The organism is Rahnella woolbedingensis, from assembly GCF_003602095.1.
Taxonomy (GTDB): Bacteria; Pseudomonadota; Gammaproteobacteria; order Enterobacterales; family Enterobacteriaceae; genus Rahnella; species Rahnella woolbedingensis.
Window position 1 is genome coordinate 104,777 of sequence record NZ_RAHH01000006.1, and the last position, 20,782, is coordinate 125,558.

At 50.4% G+C, this 20,782-nt stretch carries 17 protein-coding genes and 1 other RNA gene; 9 read left to right on the top strand and 9 right to left on the bottom strand.

The window, feature by feature from the left end; genetic code table 11:
• Nucleotides 1–15: 15 nt before the first annotated feature.
• Complete coding sequence (gene ydiJ, locus D6C13_RS06405; protein WP_120131977.1) at nucleotides 16–3,072, bottom strand: D-2-hydroxyglutarate dehydrogenase YdiJ; 3,057 nt, start codon at nucleotides 3,070–3,072, stop codon at nucleotides 16–18.
• Between the two features lie 407 nt (nucleotides 3,073–3,479).
• On the opposite strand from ydiJ, the gene ydiK reads away from it, so the two are divergent.
• Both ydiK and rprA read left to right on the top strand, forming a co-directional pair.
• Nucleotides 3,480–4,577 carry an AI-2E family transporter YdiK gene (gene ydiK, locus D6C13_RS06410; protein ID WP_120131978.1) on the top strand — a complete coding sequence of 366 codons (1,098 nt, stop codon included), beginning with the start codon at nucleotides 3,480–3,482 and terminating at the stop codon, nucleotides 4,575–4,577.
• Between the two features lie 198 nt (nucleotides 4,578–4,775).
• An RNA gene (rprA, locus tag D6C13_RS06415) (antisense sRNA RprA) lies at nucleotides 4,776–4,886 on the top strand.
• A 201-nt stretch (nucleotides 4,887–5,087) separates the two neighbouring features.
• Here the strand turns inward: rprA and ppsA are convergent.
• Entirely contained in the window at nucleotides 5,088–7,463 is a 2,376-nt protein-coding gene (gene ppsA / locus D6C13_RS06420; protein WP_120131979.1) for a phosphoenolpyruvate synthase, read from the bottom strand.
• Between the two features lie 520 nt (nucleotides 7,464–7,983).
• On the opposite strand from ppsA, the gene ppsR reads away from it, so the two are divergent.
• The 6 genes from ppsR (at nucleotide 7,984) to D6C13_RS06450 (ending at nucleotide 13,983) form a co-directional block, all read left to right on the top strand.
• A complete protein-coding gene (ppsR, locus tag D6C13_RS06425) occupies nucleotides 7,984–8,805 on the top strand; it encodes a posphoenolpyruvate synthetase regulatory kinase/phosphorylase PpsR (protein WP_120131980.1) in 822 nt (273 codons plus the stop codon).
• Between the two features lie 128 nt (nucleotides 8,806–8,933).
• Nucleotides 8,934–9,980 carry a 3-deoxy-7-phosphoheptulonate synthase gene (locus D6C13_RS06430; protein ID WP_120131981.1) on the top strand — a complete coding sequence of 349 codons (1,047 nt, stop codon included), beginning with the start codon at nucleotides 8,934–8,936 and terminating at the stop codon, nucleotides 9,978–9,980.
• Between the two features lie 335 nt (nucleotides 9,981–10,315).
• A complete protein-coding gene (locus tag D6C13_RS06435; RefSeq protein WP_120131982.1) occupies nucleotides 10,316–11,350 on the top strand; it encodes a hemin-degrading factor in 1,035 nt (344 codons plus the stop codon).
• A complete protein-coding gene (locus D6C13_RS06440; protein ID WP_120131983.1) occupies nucleotides 11,347–12,177 on the top strand; it encodes a heme/hemin ABC transporter substrate-binding protein in 831 nt (276 codons plus the stop codon). The genes D6C13_RS06435 and D6C13_RS06440 overlap by 4 nt, the downstream gene beginning before the upstream one ends.
• Entirely contained in the window at nucleotides 12,174–13,202 is a 1,029-nt protein-coding gene (locus D6C13_RS06445) for a FecCD family ABC transporter permease (RefSeq protein ID WP_167457991.1), read from the top strand. The genes D6C13_RS06440 and D6C13_RS06445 overlap by 4 nt, the downstream gene beginning before the upstream one ends.
• Nucleotides 13,195–13,983 (top strand): heme ABC transporter ATP-binding protein, encoded by a 789-nt coding sequence (locus D6C13_RS06450; RefSeq protein ID WP_120131984.1) that lies wholly within the window; start codon nucleotides 13,195–13,197, stop codon nucleotides 13,981–13,983. The genes D6C13_RS06445 and D6C13_RS06450 overlap by 8 nt, the downstream gene beginning before the upstream one ends.
• 53 nt (nucleotides 13,984–14,036) lie before the next feature.
• On the opposite strand, the gene D6C13_RS06455 is transcribed toward D6C13_RS06450, so the two are convergent.
• On the bottom strand, nucleotides 14,037–15,491 hold the full coding sequence (locus D6C13_RS06455; RefSeq protein WP_120131985.1) for a protein adenylyltransferase SelO: 1,455 nt from the start codon (nucleotides 15,489–15,491) through the stop codon (nucleotides 14,037–14,039).
• Nucleotides 15,492–15,633: 142 nt separating this feature from the next.
• Nucleotides 15,634–16,362, bottom strand: a complete 729-nt coding sequence (locus D6C13_RS06460) for an EAL domain-containing protein (protein WP_120132074.1) — start codon at nucleotides 16,360–16,362, stop codon at nucleotides 15,634–15,636.
• A 489-nt stretch (nucleotides 16,363–16,851) separates the two neighbouring features.
• On the opposite strand from D6C13_RS06460, the gene D6C13_RS06465 reads away from it, so the two are divergent.
• Nucleotides 16,852–17,451, top strand: coding sequence for a GNAT family N-acetyltransferase (locus D6C13_RS06465; RefSeq protein ID WP_120131986.1), 600 nt, complete (start codon nucleotides 16,852–16,854; stop codon nucleotides 17,449–17,451).
• Nucleotides 17,452–17,504: 53 nt separating this feature from the next.
• On the opposite strand, the gene D6C13_RS06470 is transcribed toward D6C13_RS06465, so the two are convergent.
• The 5 genes from D6C13_RS06470 to D6C13_RS06490 all read right to left on the bottom strand — a co-directional run bounded on the left by D6C13_RS06470 (nucleotide 17,505) and on the right by D6C13_RS06490 (nucleotide 20,731).
• Nucleotides 17,505–17,990 (bottom strand): Hcp family type VI secretion system effector, encoded by a 486-nt coding sequence (locus tag D6C13_RS06470; protein WP_120131987.1) that lies wholly within the window; start codon nucleotides 17,988–17,990, stop codon nucleotides 17,505–17,507.
• Nucleotides 17,991–18,005: 15 nt separating this feature from the next.
• Nucleotides 18,006–18,332, bottom strand: coding sequence for a DUF1493 family protein (locus D6C13_RS06475; RefSeq protein WP_120131988.1), 327 nt, complete (start codon nucleotides 18,330–18,332; stop codon nucleotides 18,006–18,008).
• Complete coding sequence (locus D6C13_RS06480) at nucleotides 18,326–18,790, bottom strand: STM2901 family protein (protein ID WP_120131989.1); 465 nt, start codon at nucleotides 18,788–18,790, stop codon at nucleotides 18,326–18,328. The genes D6C13_RS06475 and D6C13_RS06480 overlap by 7 nt, the downstream gene beginning before the upstream one ends.
• A gap of 352 nt (nucleotides 18,791–19,142) precedes the next feature.
• Nucleotides 19,143–20,156, bottom strand: coding sequence for a lipoate--protein ligase (gene lplA, locus D6C13_RS06485; protein ID WP_120131990.1), 1,014 nt, complete (start codon nucleotides 20,154–20,156; stop codon nucleotides 19,143–19,145).
• Between the two features lie 95 nt (nucleotides 20,157–20,251).
• Complete coding sequence (locus D6C13_RS06490) at nucleotides 20,252–20,731, bottom strand: NlpC/P60 family protein (protein WP_120131991.1); 480 nt, start codon at nucleotides 20,729–20,731, stop codon at nucleotides 20,252–20,254.
• Between the last annotated feature and the right edge of the window lie 51 nt (nucleotides 20,732–20,782).

Below are 20,782 nucleotides of genomic sequence, written 5' to 3' on the forward strand. Positions count from 1 at the left end.
AGCGCTTCCTTATGTTTAGGGAATGATTTCCAGTAAGGCCTGTAACGGATGGCGGACACCGTTACCTTCAATACGTTTTACCTGACTGCGGCAAGAATAGCCGGTTGCCAGACACCGCTGGCGCGGTAATCGCTGCAAAGACGTATGCCAGGAAAGCTCGTAAATCCCCAGAGAGTTCTCGAGATTTTTAGTTTCATGCCCGTACGTCCCGGCCATTCCACAGCAACCCACACTGACGCTTTCCAGCTTCGCGCCATAGCGGGCAAAAATATCACCCCATTGTTTGCCGCTGTTGGGCAACGCCGTGCTTTCTGTGCAATGGCCAAACAGATACCAGGATTCGCCACTTTGCTGCTGAGCCGGAAGCTCTGCCAGCCACGTATCCAGCCATTCATGTACCAGCTGCACCTGGAATGAGCCACGTGATTCACCCAGGATTTCTTTATATTCGTCGCGATAACACAGCACCAGCGCAGGATCGACGCCCACCATCGGCATCCCTAATTGCGAAACCCGGTTGAGGAACAGTGACGTTTTCTTTGCTGTTTTCGCAAATCGGGTCAGGAAGCCTTTAATGTGCTGCGCTTTACCGTTCGGTGAGAAGGGTAACAAAACAGGTTTGAGGCCGAGCTTTTCAATCAGCCGGACAAAATCCGCCACTACCTGCGCGTCATAGAAACTGGTAAACGGATCCTGAACCACCAGAACATACTCGCCGCGCTGTGCAGGAGGGATCGCCTCCAGTTGCTCAAGCGTCATTGTACTGGCGCGATGCCCAAGCAGTTGCTCACGCAATGTCGGTGAAGAGAGCAAGGGCAAATCCACCATGCCGATACTTTTCCGGCTCATTTCACGCACCCATGGCTGTTTAAGGAAGAAGTTAAACAGCTTGGGTGCTTTCGCCATCAGAGGTGCATAGCTTTCCACGCCAGCCACGAAATGATCACGGGCAGGACGCAGGTAACGTGTGTGATAAAGCTGCAGGAAACGCGAGCGGAATCCGGGAACATCAATTTTAATCGGGCACTGTGTGGAACAGGCTTTACAGGCCAGACAGCCGGACATCGCCTCCTTCACTTCATGCGAAAAATCGTACTCACCTTTATTGGCGTGCCAGGTATTGCGCGTGCGGTCAATCAGGGTACGGAAACTGAGGCCTTTTTCAGGCAAGGCATTTTCCAGCGCCAGCGGATCAACACCCTGTTCTGACAGCAGGCGCAACCATTCACGTACCAGACCCGCGCGACCTTTTGGCGAATGAATGCGGCTGCCGGTGATTTTCATCGACGGACACATCGGGCTTTTCACATCGAAATTAAAACACAGACCGTTACCGTTACATTCCATCGCACCGCGGAATGACTGGCGAACCTCCAGCGGAATACGGCGATCCAGTGTGCCGCGTTTTGCCGCGTCCACTTTCATCATCGGTTCGTCACAATCCAGTGGCGCACAGATTTTACCCGGGTTGAGACGGTTATCCGGGTCGAACACGGTCTTAATCCGGCGTAACTCATGGAACAGTTCTTCGCCAAAGAATGCCGGGCTGTATTCAGCACGGAAGCCCTTTCCATGTTCGCCCCACAGCAGACCGCCATATTTTGCCGTCAGCGCCACCACTTCATCGGAAATTTGCTTGAGCAACATTTCCTGTTGTGGATCACACATATCCAGTGCCGGACGAACATGTAATACGCCCGCATCCACGTGTCCAAACATGCCGTAACTCAGATTATGGCTGTCGAGCAACGCCCGAAATTCAACGATGTAGTCCGCAAGATGCTGAGGCGGCACGCAGGTGTCTTCGGCAAAGGGCAGCGGTTTAGCCTGCCCTTTCGCGTTGCCCAGCAGTCCGACGGCTTTTTTACGCATGTTATAGATGCGCTCGATACCCGGCAGATCGGCGCAAATCTGATAGCCAATCACACCGCCTTCTTTGTCACTCATTAGCCCGTCGAGACGTTCGCACAAAGCGCTCACCTGGCTTTCAATAAGATCCGCATCATCACCCGCGAACTCGACAATGTTCAGCCCCTGCATGTCTTTGCCTTCAACATCCTTGATGTAGTCACGCACGCTGTGCCAGACAATATCCTCACGCGCCAGATTCAGTACTTTTGAGTCCACGGTTTCTACTGAAAGGGCTTTAGCTTCCACCATAAAAGGTGCGTTGCGCAGGGCCGAGTTGAACGAGTCATACTTGATGTTGACCAGACGACGCACTTTAGGAATTGGCGTGATGTTCAGCCGGGCTTCGGTAATAAAGGCCAGCGATCCCTCTGAACCGGTCAGAATACGGGTCAGGTTGAAAGTTTGCAGGTCATCACTCAGCACATGCCGCAAATCGTATCCGGTGAGGAAACGGTTTAGTTTCGGGAATTTCTCAATCACCAGCGCCCGGTTATCACGGCAACTGTCGAGCACCGTGCGGTAAATCCGCCCGATAACGGAATCTTCTTCGCCTAGTTTATCGGCAAGTTCGGTAGGAATAGCGGTGGTATCAAGCATGTCGCCGCCAAGCACGATAGCCCGGACGCCCAGAACATGATCTGAGGTTTTGCCGTACACCAGCGACCCTTGCCCGGAGGCATCGGTATTAATCATTCCGCCAAGCGTGGCGCGGTTACTGGTTGAGAGTTCCGGTGAGAAGAAATAGCCAAACGGGCGCAGGTAATCATTAAGTTGATCTTTTATTACACCAGACTCTACTTTGACCCAGCCCTGCTCGGTATTAATATCCAGAATGCGGTTCATATGACGGGACATATCAACCACAATTCCGCGGTTCAGCGACTGACCGTTGGTACCGGTACCGCCACCGCGCGGAGTGAATACCAGCGTTTTAAAACGTTCCTGCCCAGCAAGACGCGCAATCAGTGCAACGTCTGATGTGGCGATCGGGAACAGAACGGCATCCGGCAACAGCTGATAGACACTGTTGTCTGTCGCCATCGTCAGCCGGTCTGCGTACGTTGTTGTGGCATCACCCGTAAAACCGTTCTTTTTTAGCGCTTCCAAAAAATCGAGCACCAGTTGGATGACACCCGGCGCCTGAGAAATCTGTGGGATCATTGAATTATGACTCTGTCTTTGTTGTATGCCTGGCGGGCCCGAGGCGACCTGCCGGATCTGCCTTGCAGATCCACCTGTTATTTACCCAGAATAAAAACTAACATACTTCGTTTTTCCGCGCTCCGTCTGGTTGCCCTTTGTTGCATTACTTTCATGATGAATCGCAAAAAGCACGTATCAACAAATCGCGTTGCAACTAATCTTGCGGCGAGCTATCCAAAAGCGGCCGGATGTTCCATGCTTATTTCAGATTGCATGGATTTTGAACACTCTCGGTTTTGAAGACTATGAATTTTGAAGACTATGAATTTTGAATACCCAGGAGTTTGAAAGTCCCGGGTTTGAAATACAAGGTATGGAGGCATAGGGTTCGTGCCTTACTTCGTTTATCACATTGAGAAACATGAATGAATCTCCCAATTAAACGTTACGATTTACCCCAGATTATGTTTGGGGTGCTGTTTATTGCACTCATGACCGTCGCCAGTATCTGGATCGTTCAGCCCTTTATCCTTGGGTTTGTCTGGGCAGGCATGGTGGTTATCGCAACATGGCCGCTGATGATAAAGCTGCAACGCCTGCTTTGGGGACGCCGGTTTCTTGCCGTCATCATCATGACGTTGTTGCTGATCTTATTGTTTGTTTTGCCAATTGCGACGCTGGTGAGCAGCGCAATTGAAAATGGTGCGCCACTGGTTGAAATTGCCAGCCACCCTTCCTCATTACATATGCCTGATTTCCACTGGCTCAACTCTATTCCGCTGGTGGGCCATAAGCTTTACACCGGCTGGCACGCGCTGATTAATGGCGGTGGTAATGCGCTGATGAGTAAAGTTCAGCCCTATGTAGGACAAACAGCCGCGTGGTTTGTTATCCAGGCAGGGCATCTGGGCCGGTTTATTGTCCATTGTTCGCTGATGCTGTTATTCAGCGCCTTACTGTACAGCCGCGGTGAACAGGTTGCTCTGGGGATCCGCCACTTCGCCATTCGTCTGGCCGCAGAACGCGGTGATGCCGCCGTCATTCTCGCCGGGCAAGCTATCCGCGCTGTCGCTTTAGGCGTGGTCGTAACAGCCCTTGTGCAGTCAATTCTTGGTGGTATCGGACTGGCGATTGCGGGTATCCCTTATGCCACTGTCCTTACCGTAATAATGTTCGTTTGCTGCGTCGCGCAAATAGGCCCGTTGCTGATACTGATCCCGGCAATTATCTGGCTCTACTGGTCAGGCGACAACACCTGGGGCACCGTGCTTCTGGTCTGGAGTTGCGTGGTCGGGTCACTTGATAACGTGCTGCGTCCGGTTCTCATCCGCATGGGCGCGGATCTGCCTATGCTACTGATTTTATCTGGTGTTATCGGCGGATTATTTGCTTTCGGTATGATCGGGCTGTTCATCGGCCCGGTGGTACTGGCCGTATCCTATCGCCTGATTTCCCTTTGGGTACATGAAGCTCCTGAGCCGGAGATGGATCCTGAAGAAGCGCTAAAAGCACTGGATGAATAATATCGTCATTAAGTAACGCTCTGACGGCGTTGCCCATGAAATTTAATGTGGCAGCGCCTTTTTTTATTCCCTTCTTGTATCTTCATTTTTTCAACATCTGGCCTGCCCTCAAAAACTGTCCTCATTAAATAGTATGAGAATAAACCCTATTAGGAGAATTCTTACAGACTAAATACCTTGAGAAACTTAGTATTATTAACAGTTCGGATTTCAACCCACTGATATATATACAGGCTTTCCCCTGAGCCGGTATACCCCAAATTGCTGTGTGTAGTCTTTGCCTGTCATCTATGACGGGCCTTTTTTTTATTTATTGCCAGCTGAAATTGTCAGAATATTTTAATTATTGCCCCCACAACTATCCGACGAAATCTCCGTTTTTTTCTTACCTTCTCCGGTATATTTATTCGCCACTGATTATTCGCCACTGAATTGAACGAAAATAAAAGGCCATCACCCGGGAGTGACAGCCTTTACTTTATTGCTTTAAAAATTACTTTATGGACCGGGTTACTTTTCCGCTAATGCCAGCCAGGTTTGGACAACCGTATCCGGGTTCAGCGACAGACTGTCAATTCCCTCATCCATCAGCCATTGCGCAAAGTCCTGGTGATCAGAAGGCCCTTGCCCGCAGATGCCGACATATTTCCCCTGTTTTTTGGCTGCTCTGATTGCCATTGAAAGCAGTGCTTTGACGGCTTCATTTCGCTCGTCAAAGAGTTCAGAAACCACACCAGAATCGCGATCCAGCCCCAGAGCGAGCTGAGTCATATCATTCGAACCAATCGAGAAGCCATCAAAGTGTTCGAGGAACTGATCCGCCAGTAAAGCATTCGACGGTATTTCACACATCATGATGACTTTCAGCCCGTTTTCGCCGCGCTTCAGTCCCTGATTAGCCAGTTCGGCTACGACGGCTTCAGCCTGAGCCACGGTACGCACAAACGGTATCATCACTTCAACATTGGTGAGATCCATATCATTACGCACGCGCTTCATTGCTTCGCACTCGAGTGCAAAACAATCACGGAAGCTATCTGAAACATACCGACCCGCACCACGGAAGCCGAGCATCGGGTTTTCTTCATGCGGTTCATACTTCTCGCCGCCTACCAGATTGGCATATTCGTTTGATTTGAAATCAGACAAACGAACGATGACGCGTTTTGGCCAGAATGCTGCGCCAAGCGTCGCGATCCCTTCGGTCAGGCGCGCGACGTAGTATTCACGCGGGCTGTCGTAGCCCTGAATCAGCTTGCTGATTTCTTCCTGAAGTTCCGGCGATTGCTGATCAAACTCCAGCAAGGCTTTAGGATGGACGCCAATCATGCGGTTGATGATAAATTCCAGACGCGCCAGCCCGACACCTTCATTGGGCAAACACGCGAAATCAAAGGCGCGATCCGGATTGCCGATATTCATCATAATTTTCAGCGGTAATTCTGGCAGCTCATCGATTTCAGAACTTTGTACGGTGAAATCCAGCTCATCCTGATACACATACCCGGTATCGCCTTCTGAACAGGAAACCGTGACTTTCTGATTTTCAGTGAGTTTTTCCGTGGCATCTCCGCAACCGACAACAGCAGGAATCCCCAGTTCACGGGCGATAATCGCGGCGTGGCAGGTGCGGCCTCCGCGGTTAGTGACGATGGCCGAGGCCTTTTTCATGATCGGCTCCCAATCGGGATCCGTCATATCTGTCACGAGGACATCACCTGCTTTAACGTGATGCATTTCGCTGATGTCGTGGATTATCTTGATGGGCCCTGCACCGATGCGATGACCAATTGCACGCCCTTCAACCAGCACTTTACTGCTGCCATTGAGCTGGTAACGTTCCATCACCTGCCCGTTTGAACGCACGGTCTCAGGACGCGCCTGCACAATATAAAGTTTGCCGTTATGACCATCTTTTGCCCATTCGATATCCATCGGACGGCCATAGTGTTTTTCGATGAGCAAAGCCTGACGCGCCAGCGCCTGCACTTCATCGTCGGTCAGGGAGAATCGGGTACTCAGCTGTGCCGGCACATCTTCAATCTGAACTTGTTTACCGTGTTCCTGGCTGGGTGCATAGACCATGCGGATTTTCTTTGAGCCCATGGTACGACGAACAATCGAAGGTTTTTTCTTCTCAAGCGTCGGCTTATGCACATAGAACTCGTCAGGATTCACCGCCCCCTGCACCACCATTTCACCCAGGCCGTAGGCAGAAGTGATAAAGACGACCTGATCAAAACCCGATTCAGTATCAATGGTAAACATCACGCCAGCCGCAGCGAGATCTGAACGCACCATGCGTTGCACACCGGCAGATAACGCCACCCCGCGGTGGTCGTAGCCCTGATGCACACGATAAGAAATGGCGCGGTCGTTAAAGAGGGAAGCATAAACATGTTTCACAGCCGTCATTACCGCATCGAAGCCCTGAACGTTCAGGAAAGTTTCCTGCTGCCCGGCGAAAGACGCATCGGGCATATCTTCGGCTGTGGCTGATGAACGTACGGCAAAAGAGGCATCCGGCTCGCCTTCAGAAAGCTGCTGATAAGCCTCACGAATCGCCTGCTCAAGTTCTGGCTGGAATGGCGTCTCAATGATCCACTGACGAATTTGTGTGCCCGCTCTGGTCAGTTGTGCGATGTCGTCCACATCCGTGTTATCCAGCAGTTCATGGATATGGTGGTTTACGCCGCTTTGATCGAGAAAATCATTAAATGCCTGCGACGTCGTTGCAAAACCATTTGGAACGGAAACACCCAGGTCAGACAAATTAGTGATCATTTCTCCGAGGGATGCGTTCTTGCCCCCGACTTTATCAACGTCGTTCATACCCAGTTGGTTGTACCAGATAACATTGCGTAAATCGGGATCGGGATGAGCCATGAAACAATCCTTTCTTATTTATTTACAGTAATAGTCAACAGGAGTGTAAAACCGGTTATTCCACCGCTGCCTGCGACACTTTTTGTGTCACTTAACAACGCTTTCATTTTGAGACTAGCATAATGATCCATAAGAGATGGACAGGTGAATCGATCCAGCAAATCAAACTATTTTTGTTTAGGAAAATTCCCGCCCCCGGATTTTTGTTACTGACGTGAACTGAGCATTATTCCTTATGAATCATGAAGAAGTTATCTCCCTTTCCGATCAGTGATTCATGCTAACAGAGCTGCTGAAGCCGTGCTGAAGCAAATCAAAAACCTGCGAGGAATCGCGAAAAATTTAAAATGCCATTTCATTTTTTACAGCAGTTTTGCGCACTGTCTCGCAGCAATGACGATAAGTTGGGATTGCAAAGGAATTACCCTTTTTATTTCCTTCAATTCTGGTTATTACTTAATAAGCTGCGAGACATCGGCGCGAATAAATAAAATGAAGTGATTTAATTCAGGAGTCATTTGTGGACAGATGCGTGTTTTACATTTCCGATGGTACGGCTATCACGGCAGAGGTTTTGGGCCATGCGGTGCTTTCTCAATTTCCGGTCAACGCGACCACTTACTCGTTACCTTTTGTGGAAAGTGAGGAACGTGCGAGAACTGTCTGCAAGCAGATTAACGAAATCTTTGAAAAAACGGGTGCCCGTCCGCTGGTGTTTTACTCAATTATTTCCCCCAACATCCGCGACATCATTAATGGCAGCGAAGGGTTTTGCCAGGATATCGTTCAGTCACTGGTGGCACCTTTGCAAAATGAACTGGGGGTCGATCCCACTCCCATTGCCAACCGGACGCATGGCCTGACGGCCAGTAACATCACTAAATATGATGCGCGCATTGCCGCCATTGATTACACGCTGGCACACGACGATGGTATTTCCCTGCGCAATCTCGATCAGGCGCAAGTGATTTTACTGGGCGTTTCTCGCTGCGGTAAAACCCCCACCAGCCTCTATCTGGCGCTTCAGTTCGGTATCCGCGCGGCTAACTATCCGTTTACTGCTGACGATATGGATAACATCCAGCTGCCCTCAGCACTGAAACCGCATATGCATAAATTGTTTGGTCTGACGATTGATCCGGAACGTCTGACAGCCATCCGTCAGGAGCGCGTTGAAAACAGCCGATACGCTTCTTTGCGCCAGTGCCGGATGGAAGTTTCGGAAGTGGAAGCATTATTTCGCAAGAATAAAATCCGCTATCTCAACAGTACGAATTATTCCGTTGAAGAGATATCAGCGAAGATTATGGACAGCTTCGGCATGAGTCGCCGTATGTTCTGAATCCATTTCCTGATTTGGGTGGCATATCCTGGCGAGAGTGGTTGAATTCATCTGTTTTTGGGTTATTGTGATCGCCATCACTTCCCGGTATTCCTGCCGCAGAGAAGAAACAAATTTTCGAGAGCACCATGTCACAAACAGATGAACTGCGTACGACGCGCATCGACAGCCTGATTACGCCTCAGGCATTGGCAGACAAATTGCCAATTTCCCCGTCGGTCGCACAACACGTGATGGAATCACGTAAACGGATTGAAAAAATTGTCAGCGGCGAAGATCAGCGCCTGCTGGTTGTCGTCGGCCCCTGCTCTATTCACGATATTGAAGCGGCGATTGATTACGCGGGAAAACTGCGCGTATTACGTGACAAGTATCAGGACCGTCTTGAAATCGTGATGCGCACGTATTTTGAGAAACCCCGTACGGTTGTTGGCTGGAAGGGCTTGATCTCCGATCCTGAGCTGAACGGTTCATGCCGTGTGAATGACGGTATTGAGGTGGCGCGCAAAGTCCTGCTGGCCGTTAATGAGCTCGGTATTCCTACTGCTACCGAATTCCTGGATATGGTGATCGGCCAGTATATTGCTGACCTCATCAGCTGGGGCGCGATTGGCGCACGTACCACGGAAAGCCAGATCCATCGTGAAATGGCGTCAGCCCTGTCCTGCCCGGTTGGCTTTAAAAATGGTACCGACGGCAATACACGTATCGCCATTGATGCCATACGTTCCTCACGCACCAGCCATATGTTCCTGTCACCGGATAAAACCGGTCAGATGACCATTTACCGCACATCAGGCAACCCTTATGGTCATGTGATCATGCGGGGCGGTAAAAAACCTAACTATCATGCCGAAGATTTGGAGCAGGCTTGCCAGAATCTGGCCGAGTTTGATTTGCCTCAGCGTCTGGTGGTCGATTTCAGCCACGGCAACTGTCAGAAACAGCACCGCCGTCAGCTGGAGGTGGCAGAAGACATTTGCCAGCAGATCCGCAGCGGTTCGACGGCCATTGCCGGTATTATGGCGGAGAGTTTCCTGATAGAAGGCACACAGGCGATTCATCCGGGTAAACCGTTAGTTTACGGCAAGTCAGTCACTGACCCTTGTCTGAACTGGGAAGATACTGAAACCCTGTTGTCGATGCTGGCTCAGGCCACTGACAGCCGGTTCTGATCCCTTTCTGATCACTTTTTAAAGGGCAATGTCGTTGCCCTTTTTTATCCCTGCTGTTCCCTGCTTCCCCTGACCTCCTGTGTTTGCCTTCTAAAATCCCCGTGCTATCCCTCTTAAATTAAAGGGTTACCTTGCAGAAATTACATTCCATCAACAAAATTTTCTTGATGTGTTCATGCAATGATTTGATAATGATTATCAAATTGATATTAATTCCCATTACCAAGTGTGGGTTTGCGGAATTGCATCTAAAATATTATTACAAATCATTCATATAACATCGCGAGTTTTAACCCGCCAGATAGCGGGTGACTTAGGCTAACGAGGAGACAGCAATGCATTCAGTTCACTATCAGGATTATTTACAGGCTAAAGAAGCTAACCCAGGTAAATATGCCCGCGATCTGGCGGCGCTTTTGGGTATCAGCGAGGCGGAATTAACCGCATTACGCGTTTCCCATGATGCCGCACGACTGGATGTGGATGCCCGCACCTTGCTGGCGGCTCTGGAAAATGTTGGCGGCACAAAATCGATTACCCGTAACGACTTCGCGGTACACGAACAGCAAGGTCGCTATGAGAATCAGCATCTGAATGGTCATGCTGGTCTGATTCTCAACCCGCGCGCCCTGGATTTACGCCTGTTCCTGCAACACTGGCAGCATATTTTCAGTATGTCCGAGACCACGTCCCGCGGCGTTCGCCACAGCATTCAGTTTTTTGATGCTCACGGCGGTGCGGTGCATAAAGTCTACAACACCGATGAAACCGATATGGCGGCCTGGAACGCGCTGATTGCACAGTATAAAAGCGATATCAATCCGCCATTGCAAATTGAAGCTGCGCCACCGGCTCCGGCAGTGAAAGCGGCTGACACCAGCACAATCGATGCAGACTGGCGCGCAATGACCGACGTTCATCAGTTTTTCCAGTTACTGAAACGTCATGACATTACCCGTCAGCAGGCCTTTGAAGCGGTGGGTGATGATCTTGCATGGCGTGTGGAAAATGGTTCCCTGACCCGTTTGCTCAACATCGCTAAAGATGACCAAAACGAAATTATGATTTTTGTTGGTAACCGCGGCTGTGTGCAAATCTTTACCGGTAAGATCGAAAAAGTCATGCCGCACGGTGAGTGGATCAACGTATTCAATGAACGTTTCACGCTGCATCTGGTGGAAAGCGCCATCGCACAAAGCTGGATCACCCGTAAGCCGACCAAAGATGGTTTCGTCACCAGCCTGGAATTGTTTGCTGCCGACGGAACTCAGATTGCTCAGCTTTATGGACAGCGTACCGAAGGCACACCAGAGCAGACACAGTGGCGTGAGCAGCTGGCTCAGCTCAGCAGCGAAGGCATTGCAGCATGAAACTCACCCTGAAAGCCCTGTTCGCTACCGGCACATTGCTGGTAGCGCCGCTGGTACATGCCGCTGAAAAGCTGGTCAGCATCGGCGGCGATGTGACCGAAATTGTTTATGCCCTTGGGGCAGGCAATGAACTGGTAGCACGCGACAGCACAAGTCTGAGCCCGAAAGCTGTACTGGCGCTGCCGGATGTCGGTTATATGCGCCAGCTGAATACCGAAGGCATTTTATCTATGCATCCCTCAATGGTACTGAGCAGCGAACTGGCAGAACCGTCACTGGTGTTACAGCAGTTATCGCAAAATGGCGTAAAGGTCGTTCGTGTGCCGGGCACGCCTTCTATTGAAACGGTTCCAAAAAAAATCGAAGTTATCGCCGGTGCCCTGAACCGTCAGGCTGAAGGCGAAAAACTGATTGCTATTTATCGTTCACAGCTTTCAACCATTCGCCACGATGAGTTGCCGGTAAAAATGCTGTTTGTGATGAGCCACGGCGGCATGTCTTCTATGGCTGCGGGGCAAAATACGGCGGCAGATGCGATGATCACGTCCGTTGGCGCCAAAAACGCTATGCAGGGATTCAGTCGTTACCGTCCCCTTTCTCAGGAAGGAGTGATTGCCAGTGCGCCGGATATTCTTCTGCTGACCGCAGACGGTGTCAAAACGCTCGGCGGGCTGGATCAGGTATGGAAACTACCGGGTGTGGCCATGACGCCTGCCGGTAAAAACAAACGCGTTTTGGTACTGGATGATATGTCGCTGCTGGGCTTTGGCCTGCAAACTCCGGCGGTAATGGCGCAGCTTCGTCAGGCGGCGGAACAAGCGAAATGAGCAGCATGAGCCCTCCAATGCCATCACGACGCCGCTCGCCGGTTTGGGCGCTGATCGGACTCGGCGGTGCTCTGCTGGTTCTGGCGATTCTGGCAGCCAACACCGGCGCGATGGCGTTGTCCCTCAGAACGCTGCTTTCGCGTCCTTTTGATGATGATCTCTGGCAGGTCTGGCTGACCATCCGTCTGCCACGCGTTTTACTGGCTGTCGTGGTCGGCTGTGCGCTGGCAACTTCCGGTGCCGTGATGCAGGGATTATTTCGTAACCCTCTTGCGGATCCCGGTTTGCTTGGGATCAGCAGCGGTGCGGCGCTGGCCGTCGCACTGACCATTGTTATGCCCCTCGCCCTGCCTCCGCTTCTGGCACTTTACAGCCATATGATCAGCGCCTTTTTCGGCAGTCTGGCGATTTCAGCCATTGTGTTTACCCTGAGCCGTTTCGGGCATGGCGGATTATCACGTCTGCTACTGGCGGGGATCGCCATTAACGCGCTGTGTGGCGCTGCTGTGGGCGTTCTGACGTATGTCAGTGATGACCAGCAATTGCGCCAGTTTTCGCTGTGGAGCATGGGCAGTCTGGGTCAGGCGCAATGGCCGACACTGGCCGTCGCTTCTTCGCTGATCCTGCCGGCCTGTGTTGCGGCGCTGTTCATGGCGCGACGTCTGAATATTCTGCAACTGGGTGAAGAAGATGCCCATTATCTGGGCGTGAATGTCCGGCGTACTCAGTTGCAGTTATTGCTGCTGAGCGCGTTGCTGGTGGGTGCTGCGGTGGCGGTTTCTGGCGTTATCGGCTTTATCGGGCTGGTCATCCCGCATCTTTTACGTATGCGAATAGGTGCCGACCATCGCTGGCTGTTGCCAGGTTCAGCCATGGCCGGAGCCTGTCTGTTATTGCTGGCGGATACGCTGGCCCGCACGCTGGTCGCCCCGGCAGAAATGCCGGTGGGTTTACTGACCAGTTTGCTTGGCGGCCCGTATTTTCTCTGGCTGATCCTGCGCCCGGGAGTACCACGCAATGTCTGATGTTTCCTTATCTATGATGGCAAAAAACCTGACGTATTCTGTCAATGGTCGCCGGCTGATTGATGATGTGTCGCTCAGTCTGGAAAGCGGCGAAATGGTGGCACTGATCGGGCCAAACGGCGCAGGTAAATCGACACTGTTGCGGATGTTAACCGGTTATCTTGCCCCGGATTCCGGGCAATGTTCGATGATGGGCAAGCCTCTGAACGACTGGCAGGCGCAGGAACTGGCACGCACACGTGCGGTAATGCGCCAGAACAGTACGCTGGCTTTCGGATTTAGTGTGCGTGAAGTACTGACGCTCGGGCGTTCGCCACACGGACAGCAGAATATGCAGCTCGCGCTGGCGGAGGTGATGGCGCAGACAGGCTGCCTGAATCTGGCTGAGCGAGACTATCGCCAGCTATCCGGCGGCGAACAACAGCGCGTTCAGCTTGCGCGGGTATTAATCCAGCTCTGGCAACCTGAGCCTGCCCCGCGCTGGCTGTTTCTCGATGAACCGACTTCTGCGCTCGATTTGTATCATCAGCAACATGCGCTGCGCCTGTTACGTCAGTTAACGCAACAGACACCGCTGGCTGTGTGTTGTGTTTTGCATGACCTGAATCTTGCCGCACTGTATGCCGACCGGATTATTTTGCTGCACGGCGGGAAAGTCGTTGCCAGCGGGACTCCGGCTCAGGTGCTGAGCGAAGAAACGCTGAGTCGCTGGTATCAGGCCGATTTAAACGTCTGCCCGCATCCGGAGACTGCGTTACCTCAGGTTTTTCTGCGCCAGTAAAACGCGGTTAATAAAAGAAAAGCCACAAGGCAGTTCGCTTTGTGGCTTTTTTGTCAACTGGAGCAGGATATTTCCAGATGTTTTCCCCAGTCCGGCGGCAGCGCCGCCATCGCATCATACTGCGGCGCGTCGCTGTACGGATCACGCAACGCCTGATGCAACTGGGTCAGCGCACTAATGTCATCTTTTTCGGCGCGTTCAATGGCCTGCTGCGCCAGATAATTCCTCAGGATAATTCTCGGATTACGCTGCTTCATCGCCTCCTGACGAGTCGCGTCAGCAACTTCTTCGGTCAGCAGGCGCTGGCGATAAGCCTGATACCAGCTGTCGAAAGCCGCACGATCGATAAACTCATCCCGCAGCGGCGAAGTGGCCTGTTGCTGTTCGGTCTGACTTAATAACCGGAAGGTTTGGGTGAAATCCCTGCCCTCTTTCGCCATCAGACTCAGCAGGCCGGTCAGCAGGTCGTTGTCCAGTTTGTTCTCGGTGAAAAAGCCCAGCTTGCCGCGCATCAGCGTACCGTAAGCCTTCATCAGCGCCGGTTCGTACTCGCCCAGCGCAGTCTGTAATTGTTCCGTGGTCATCAGGCCGGACAGCGTCTGCGCCAGACGATGCAAATTCCAGTACGCCACGGCGGGCTGATTATCGTAGCTGTAACGTCCCTGATGGTCGGAATGATTGCAGATGTAACCCGGCTGATAGTCATCGAGAAAACCGAACGGGCCATAATCAATGGTCAGCCCGAGAATAGACATATTGTCGGTATTCATCACGCCGTGGGCGAACCCGACACTTTGCCATTGCGCCATCAGACTGGCGGTACGACCGACAACCTCAGTAAACCAGCGCTGATAACGCGACGATTCAACCGGTTCACTTTCCAGCAATTCGGGCCAATGGTGAGCAATGACATAATCGGCCAGTTGCTTCACCTGTTCGGGCTGCTTACGATAATAAAAGTGTTCGAAATGTCCGAAACGAATATGGCTTTCGGCTACGCGGATAAGCATCGCGCCGCGCTCGGGCTGTTCACGAAAAACAGGCTCATCGCTGGTGGCGATTGTCAAAGCGCGGGTGGTCGGGATCGATAAATGATGCAGCGCTTCTGAGGCCAGAAACTCACGCACGACGGACCGCAATACTGCACGACCATCGCCCATGCGTGAATAGGGTGTCAGGCCAGCCCCTTTCAGGTGCCAGTCAGCACGTTTTCCGCCGGGCAAAACCTGTTCGCCGAGAAGAATTCCACGTCCGTCACCCAGCTGACCGGCCCATACACCAAACTGATGCCCGCTGTAGACCTGCGCCACGGGCAGCATGCCCGGGAAAAATTTCTCGCCGCACCAGTATTCACGGTGATCGGCGCCGAAAAGAGATTCATCCAGCCCCAGCTCCTGCGCCAGCGACTCGCTATGATAAAGCAGGCGCGCACCTTTGAGTGGCGTCGGTTGCAGCGCGGTGTAAAAACCGGGCAGTTGGTCTGCGTAATGGTGTTCGAATTGCGGCATAAATCCCCCTTTTCTTTAGTGTAGGTCTGCACCGTCCCGATTAACACGGAGTAAATGCAGGGAGATTATGGGCAGTCGCCATAAAAAATCCCGGTACAGCGGGTGCTGACCGGGATCGCGAATATCAGGACGACAGTGACGATTATTGAAATTGAGCTGGCCGGTTGAGCAGGCTGTCCAGCTCAGCGGGGTCAACGCCAGGCCATAACAGGCCTTTTACGCCCTGCACATCCTTCTTACGCAATGCATCGAAATACTCCTGACTGTCCAGTCCGTCGACCACGATATTGCGGCAAAAACGGTTAACATTGCGGATCAATGACGGCATCACGATAGTAAAATGCTCCCCGTCATAAAGTTGCCAGAAGAGGTTTTTATCCAGTTTCACCCACTGGAACAGATGGTCAAAAATCGGCGCCATCGTAATACTCCCGGAGCCAAAGTTTTCCAGCCACAAGGTAAAATGCTGCTTGAGTGCGACCAGTTGCGCGTTACTCCTTCCCTGAGAAAGCTGTGGAAATGATTCGCTCAGATTGAGATGAATAAAAGAATGCGCTTTAAAAGCCTCACGAATCTTTTCATCGCCGAGCAATAAAGCCACCTGTTTTTCTTCAACACTGATATTCAAGATTACCTGATTGTCGTGAAACCATTGGGCGTGTTCATTCGCCCAGACTTGCTGTTCGTCGAGAAAACTCAATAACTGCTGTGGAGATAACAGGTTTAACACCAGTTCCGTGGGCATAACCAGCTTGCTGTCTGCGCTTGAAAAACGGCAAATTAATTCTACGGCAAGCAATTTCCCTTCAGTCGTGTAGACCGGCTGACACAGATAGCTACTGTTAAAGGCCGTATCGAATTGTATTTTCATTTTTATCCAAAACATCAACGGCATTGCGAATTGATTAATAACCTTTTTGACCATCAATCAAATCATAAAGATGCCGGAGCCCCGAGGCGTAACCTAAACGTTAGAGAAATTGATATCAAGAAAGAGCCAGTCCGGTTGCCAGTTTGCAGCGACAATGGTGCTGATGACTGCAAAATAAAATGTTGCAAGATGTGATTCCCCCTTCTCACCTTCTCATTGAGGGATATGTCAGTCAATACAGGGGTTTCAGACTAATCTTATCTTCAGCAATGAAAACACGCAACGTGCAGTGCGAGCGCTATCAGACATATTTAGACAAATTAATGGTCATTATTTGAGCTGGCATCTCAACGGCAGCCTCTCCAGGTATTTTAGTTAATGGTTATAGTGTCTTATGAGAAATCGCACAAGGTGTGCTGCGGCAGATGAAGAGTTAACCCTGAACTCTTTCATTCTTCTAAAAGAATAATAAATCTGAGGTTATTAACAATGTCAGTGGCGCTATGGTTAAAAGAAGCGGTTCTGGAAAGCCGCACTATCAGTTTGCACCCTTTACGTCATGGCCATGCGGATGCACTGGCTGAAGCCGCTGCCGACGGCGAATTATGGGAGCTTTGGTTTACCTCCGTTCCGCGCCCGGAAACGGTTGGGAAGTATATCGATGATGCACTGAGTGAGCAGGCGGCGGGCCGCGCACTGCCGTTCGTTGTCGTCCATAACGAAACGCAAAAAGTCATCGGCACATCGCGATTTTCCAATGCTGATGTGAAAAACCACCGGCTGGAAATTGGCTTTACCTGGTATGCGCAACGTTTTCAGCGAACGTCGGTGAATACCGAATGTAAGGCACTGATGCTGGAATATGCGTTTGAAACACTTCAGGCGATTGCCGTTGAATTCAGAACTCACTGGCATAATCATAAATCACGCGCAGCGATAACCCGTCTGGGGGCTAAACAGGATGGCGTATTACGTAATCACAGCAAAAATGCTGACGGAAGTTATCGCGACACAGTGGTGTTTTCCATCATTGACCATGAATGGCTGATGGTGAAAAGAAGTCTGCAACATAAACTGAATCGTATGTGAAATGAGTCACTATGCCTTATGATCTCAAAGGGGCTGATACAGCCCCTGTGGTCTTATGCTGTACTTCGCTCGTTCCAGGCGTCGGTATATTGAATATTCCCGTCAACATACTTCCAGGTTATCTTCTCATAACGAAGTGCGACATTTTCCATATGGCCTGTGCCAGGGCAGCCACGGGTATCATGCATCATTGGAGTGACTGAAATGACCTTTACGGTTTCAAGCAAAATGTTGAAGTACTCGACTTCCTGCCCTGCATCGTTGATGCAATACCATTTGATTTCTGCAGAGTGCAACGTTTGGCCTGTACCCACTGCCTTGTACAAGTAAGGACTTGATGAGTCAATTTCCTTATCAAACTGGAAAGGAGCATGTTGTCGAGTACCTGTTAGCTTCCCTGTATTGCTATCAGTTGGAATACTCAGGTTATGGTGAATCGATCTTAGTTCTATGCTTCCTTCACGATCCTTTACATCAGATGAACCACGGATATTTGCACCGCCATCGTCTTTAAGCCATAAGTGAACTGGTACAGCCATTGATTTAGCTCCTTGCTAATCGTATAACCATTTACCGGCTTTAGCCGACTCTATCAACATACCAATTGTAAAATCTGGTACTTGAACTGGTACTACTTTTTTGAATGGATTCCAAGAAACACGTACATCTGGGTAATATGTTTGAGTACTATAATTACTTTTTTCAACATTGAACTTTGCAAAGTACTCATTCATTAAATCATCAATTTCATACTCATCAATGCTCAGGTCAGTATCGAGATCCGTATCAGGTGTTAGTTCTACCTTTTTAATATTGAACAGATATGTACCGGCATAAGGTCGGATGAAGTCATAGATTTGTTGTTCAACATTGTCTACCATAATTTATCATTTTCCCTTGCTATCATGTTGTAATCACGAATTGACTTGTAAGTGATTTCAGAAACATCAGCAGCAAGTACAATAATACCAAGTAAGGGAATACTCCGGCCTACAAATGGGGCTATATTACGTACCATGACTCGTCTTGTTGTCCAAGGCGTATATCCCCCTAACCAAGTTGGTAGAGAGATTCCAAAAGGAAATTTCGACTTCTTAAAGACAGTTCGTGCTGCTTTAGATGCGTATGAAGTACCTTTAGTTGCCCCCATTGGTTTCGCTCTGGTTGATTGATCATTTCTGCCAGAAAGAATTGCAACTATAGCTCCGAAATCTACGATACCTAATCCGAATTGATCTACTGTATGTTCGCAGAAGATCATAAAAAGCATCTCACCAGCAGTTAAATTTGACTTACCCGCATAAAAGTAAGTTCCATTTAGTTCTTCAACCGTATCCATACCTCCCCCCTTTTACGTGACGCCTAAAGAGTATACAAGCAGTTATAATAATTAACTATTAAAACAACCCTGCAAAATATCCGAATACATTTTAGTTTATGATGCGGGTCACCTATAAGTAATGAGCTTCCTTTATTTAAATCATTAAAATACGATTAATCTCTAATTACCCCCCTAGTTTAACCATTATGAGTAAGTCTTTTTATAAATCTTATTTTAGAAGATATTAATACCCAAGGACCTAAGTAAATTAAATGCGCTGATGGTGAAGAGAAGTCTGCAACATAAGCTGAGCCGGGGATAAAATAGATTCCGGAGAAAGCGTGGTCAGTGCCCTCTCCGGAATTCAAACTTACTGAATGCAACGCACCAGCCAGGATTGCAGTTCGGTCAGTTCTGCCTGCATTGCAGGATTTTGTTCAATGATTTTCTGGCACGTCTGTCCGACATCCTGCGCGTGATAGCGCGTACCGACGAGTGCATCGGCTAAAGCCAGTAACGGTGCAGGGTTCAGGCTGTCAGTGAAAATCTGCGCGCGGCTGATGCTGCCTTTTTCAACGTCAAAGTGGATATCCACACCGCCCCAGACAAAACGTTCATTCAGCAGATGGCTGAACGCGGGTGCCTTGCCAAAATTCCATTCCCAGCTGCTTTGCTTGGTAAATCGCTCCGGGAAGCCCGGAATATCAGGGAAAACATCCGGCGAGATAATTTCCGGTTCCACACCCGCACCGTACCAGTCAAAGAACGCGGCAGTGACGGCTTCGCAGATTTGCTCATGGTTAATCTCCGGCACAAATTCACTGAGATTTGCCACCCTTGAGCGCACTGACGTAATTCCCTTTGCCTGCAGCTTCTTGATATCAGGATTGAGATAGTTTGCCAGACGGCTGAGGTCAGCGTTGAGCAGCAATGTGCCGTGATGAAAACCACGGTCTGTCGTTTCACGATAGGCTGAACCGGAGATTTTCCGCTCCCCTTCTGCGGTCTGAACCACCAGATCGTTACGGCCGGAGGCGCTGGCTTCGATGCCTAATCGTTTCAATGCATTGAGAATGATGTTGGTCGAGACACTTTTGTCATATTCCGGTTTGCCGGCCATGAACGTAAAGCAGGTATTTCCCAAATCATGAAACACCGCGCCACCGCCGCTGCTGCGACGTGCCAGGCGAATGCCGTCTTCTTCCATTCTTCGGGTATTACATTCTTTCCAGGGATTTTGCGCCTGCCCGATCACCACGGTTTCGGCATTACGCCACAGGAATAAAACCCGCTGAGTCGTCATTTCGCGGAAGATGCAATCTTCTACAGCCAGGTTAAACCAGGGATCATAAGAATCGGAAAGTAATAGTCTGAGAGGTTTCATCGCATATTCATCCTGAATGAGTCTGCTCTGATAATAACAGCAAAAAACAGGATGAAATACGCAGTGAAATCAGGGGGAATGGGGTTTATGCCGTATCAGATACGGCGGGCCTGCCAGTAGACTTTGCGCCAGTAGACATTATCGAGCGAAGAGCGCGTAACGCCCTGACTGGTCGAGGCGTGGATAAACTGGTCTGCGGTATCGTAAATTCCGACGTGCAAGCCGTTCTCACCGCCGCCGGTTTTAAAGAAAACCAGATCGCCGGGAAGCAGTTCATCACGGGAAACTTTCGTGCCGATTTTAGTCTGATCGACCGTGGTTCTTGGTAATACCACCCCAAAACGATCGCGATAAGTACGAAAGACAAAACCGGAACAGTCGACACCGCTGGGCTGTAAACCGCCATAACGATAAGGTGCGCCGTGCCACTGACTGAGCTGGTCATTGAGCTCGGCAACAACGGTAATGGAATCAGCAAACCGGCCACTTGGCGGTGGAGCGTGGCTGCTGCAACCGTTAAGAATTAACGCGGCAACAGCCAGCAGGGAATACATGGATACGGACGACCAGCGCATAGTGCATTCCTTCCTCAATAGCGTCACGGCATCACCGGACCACGTAGGTTT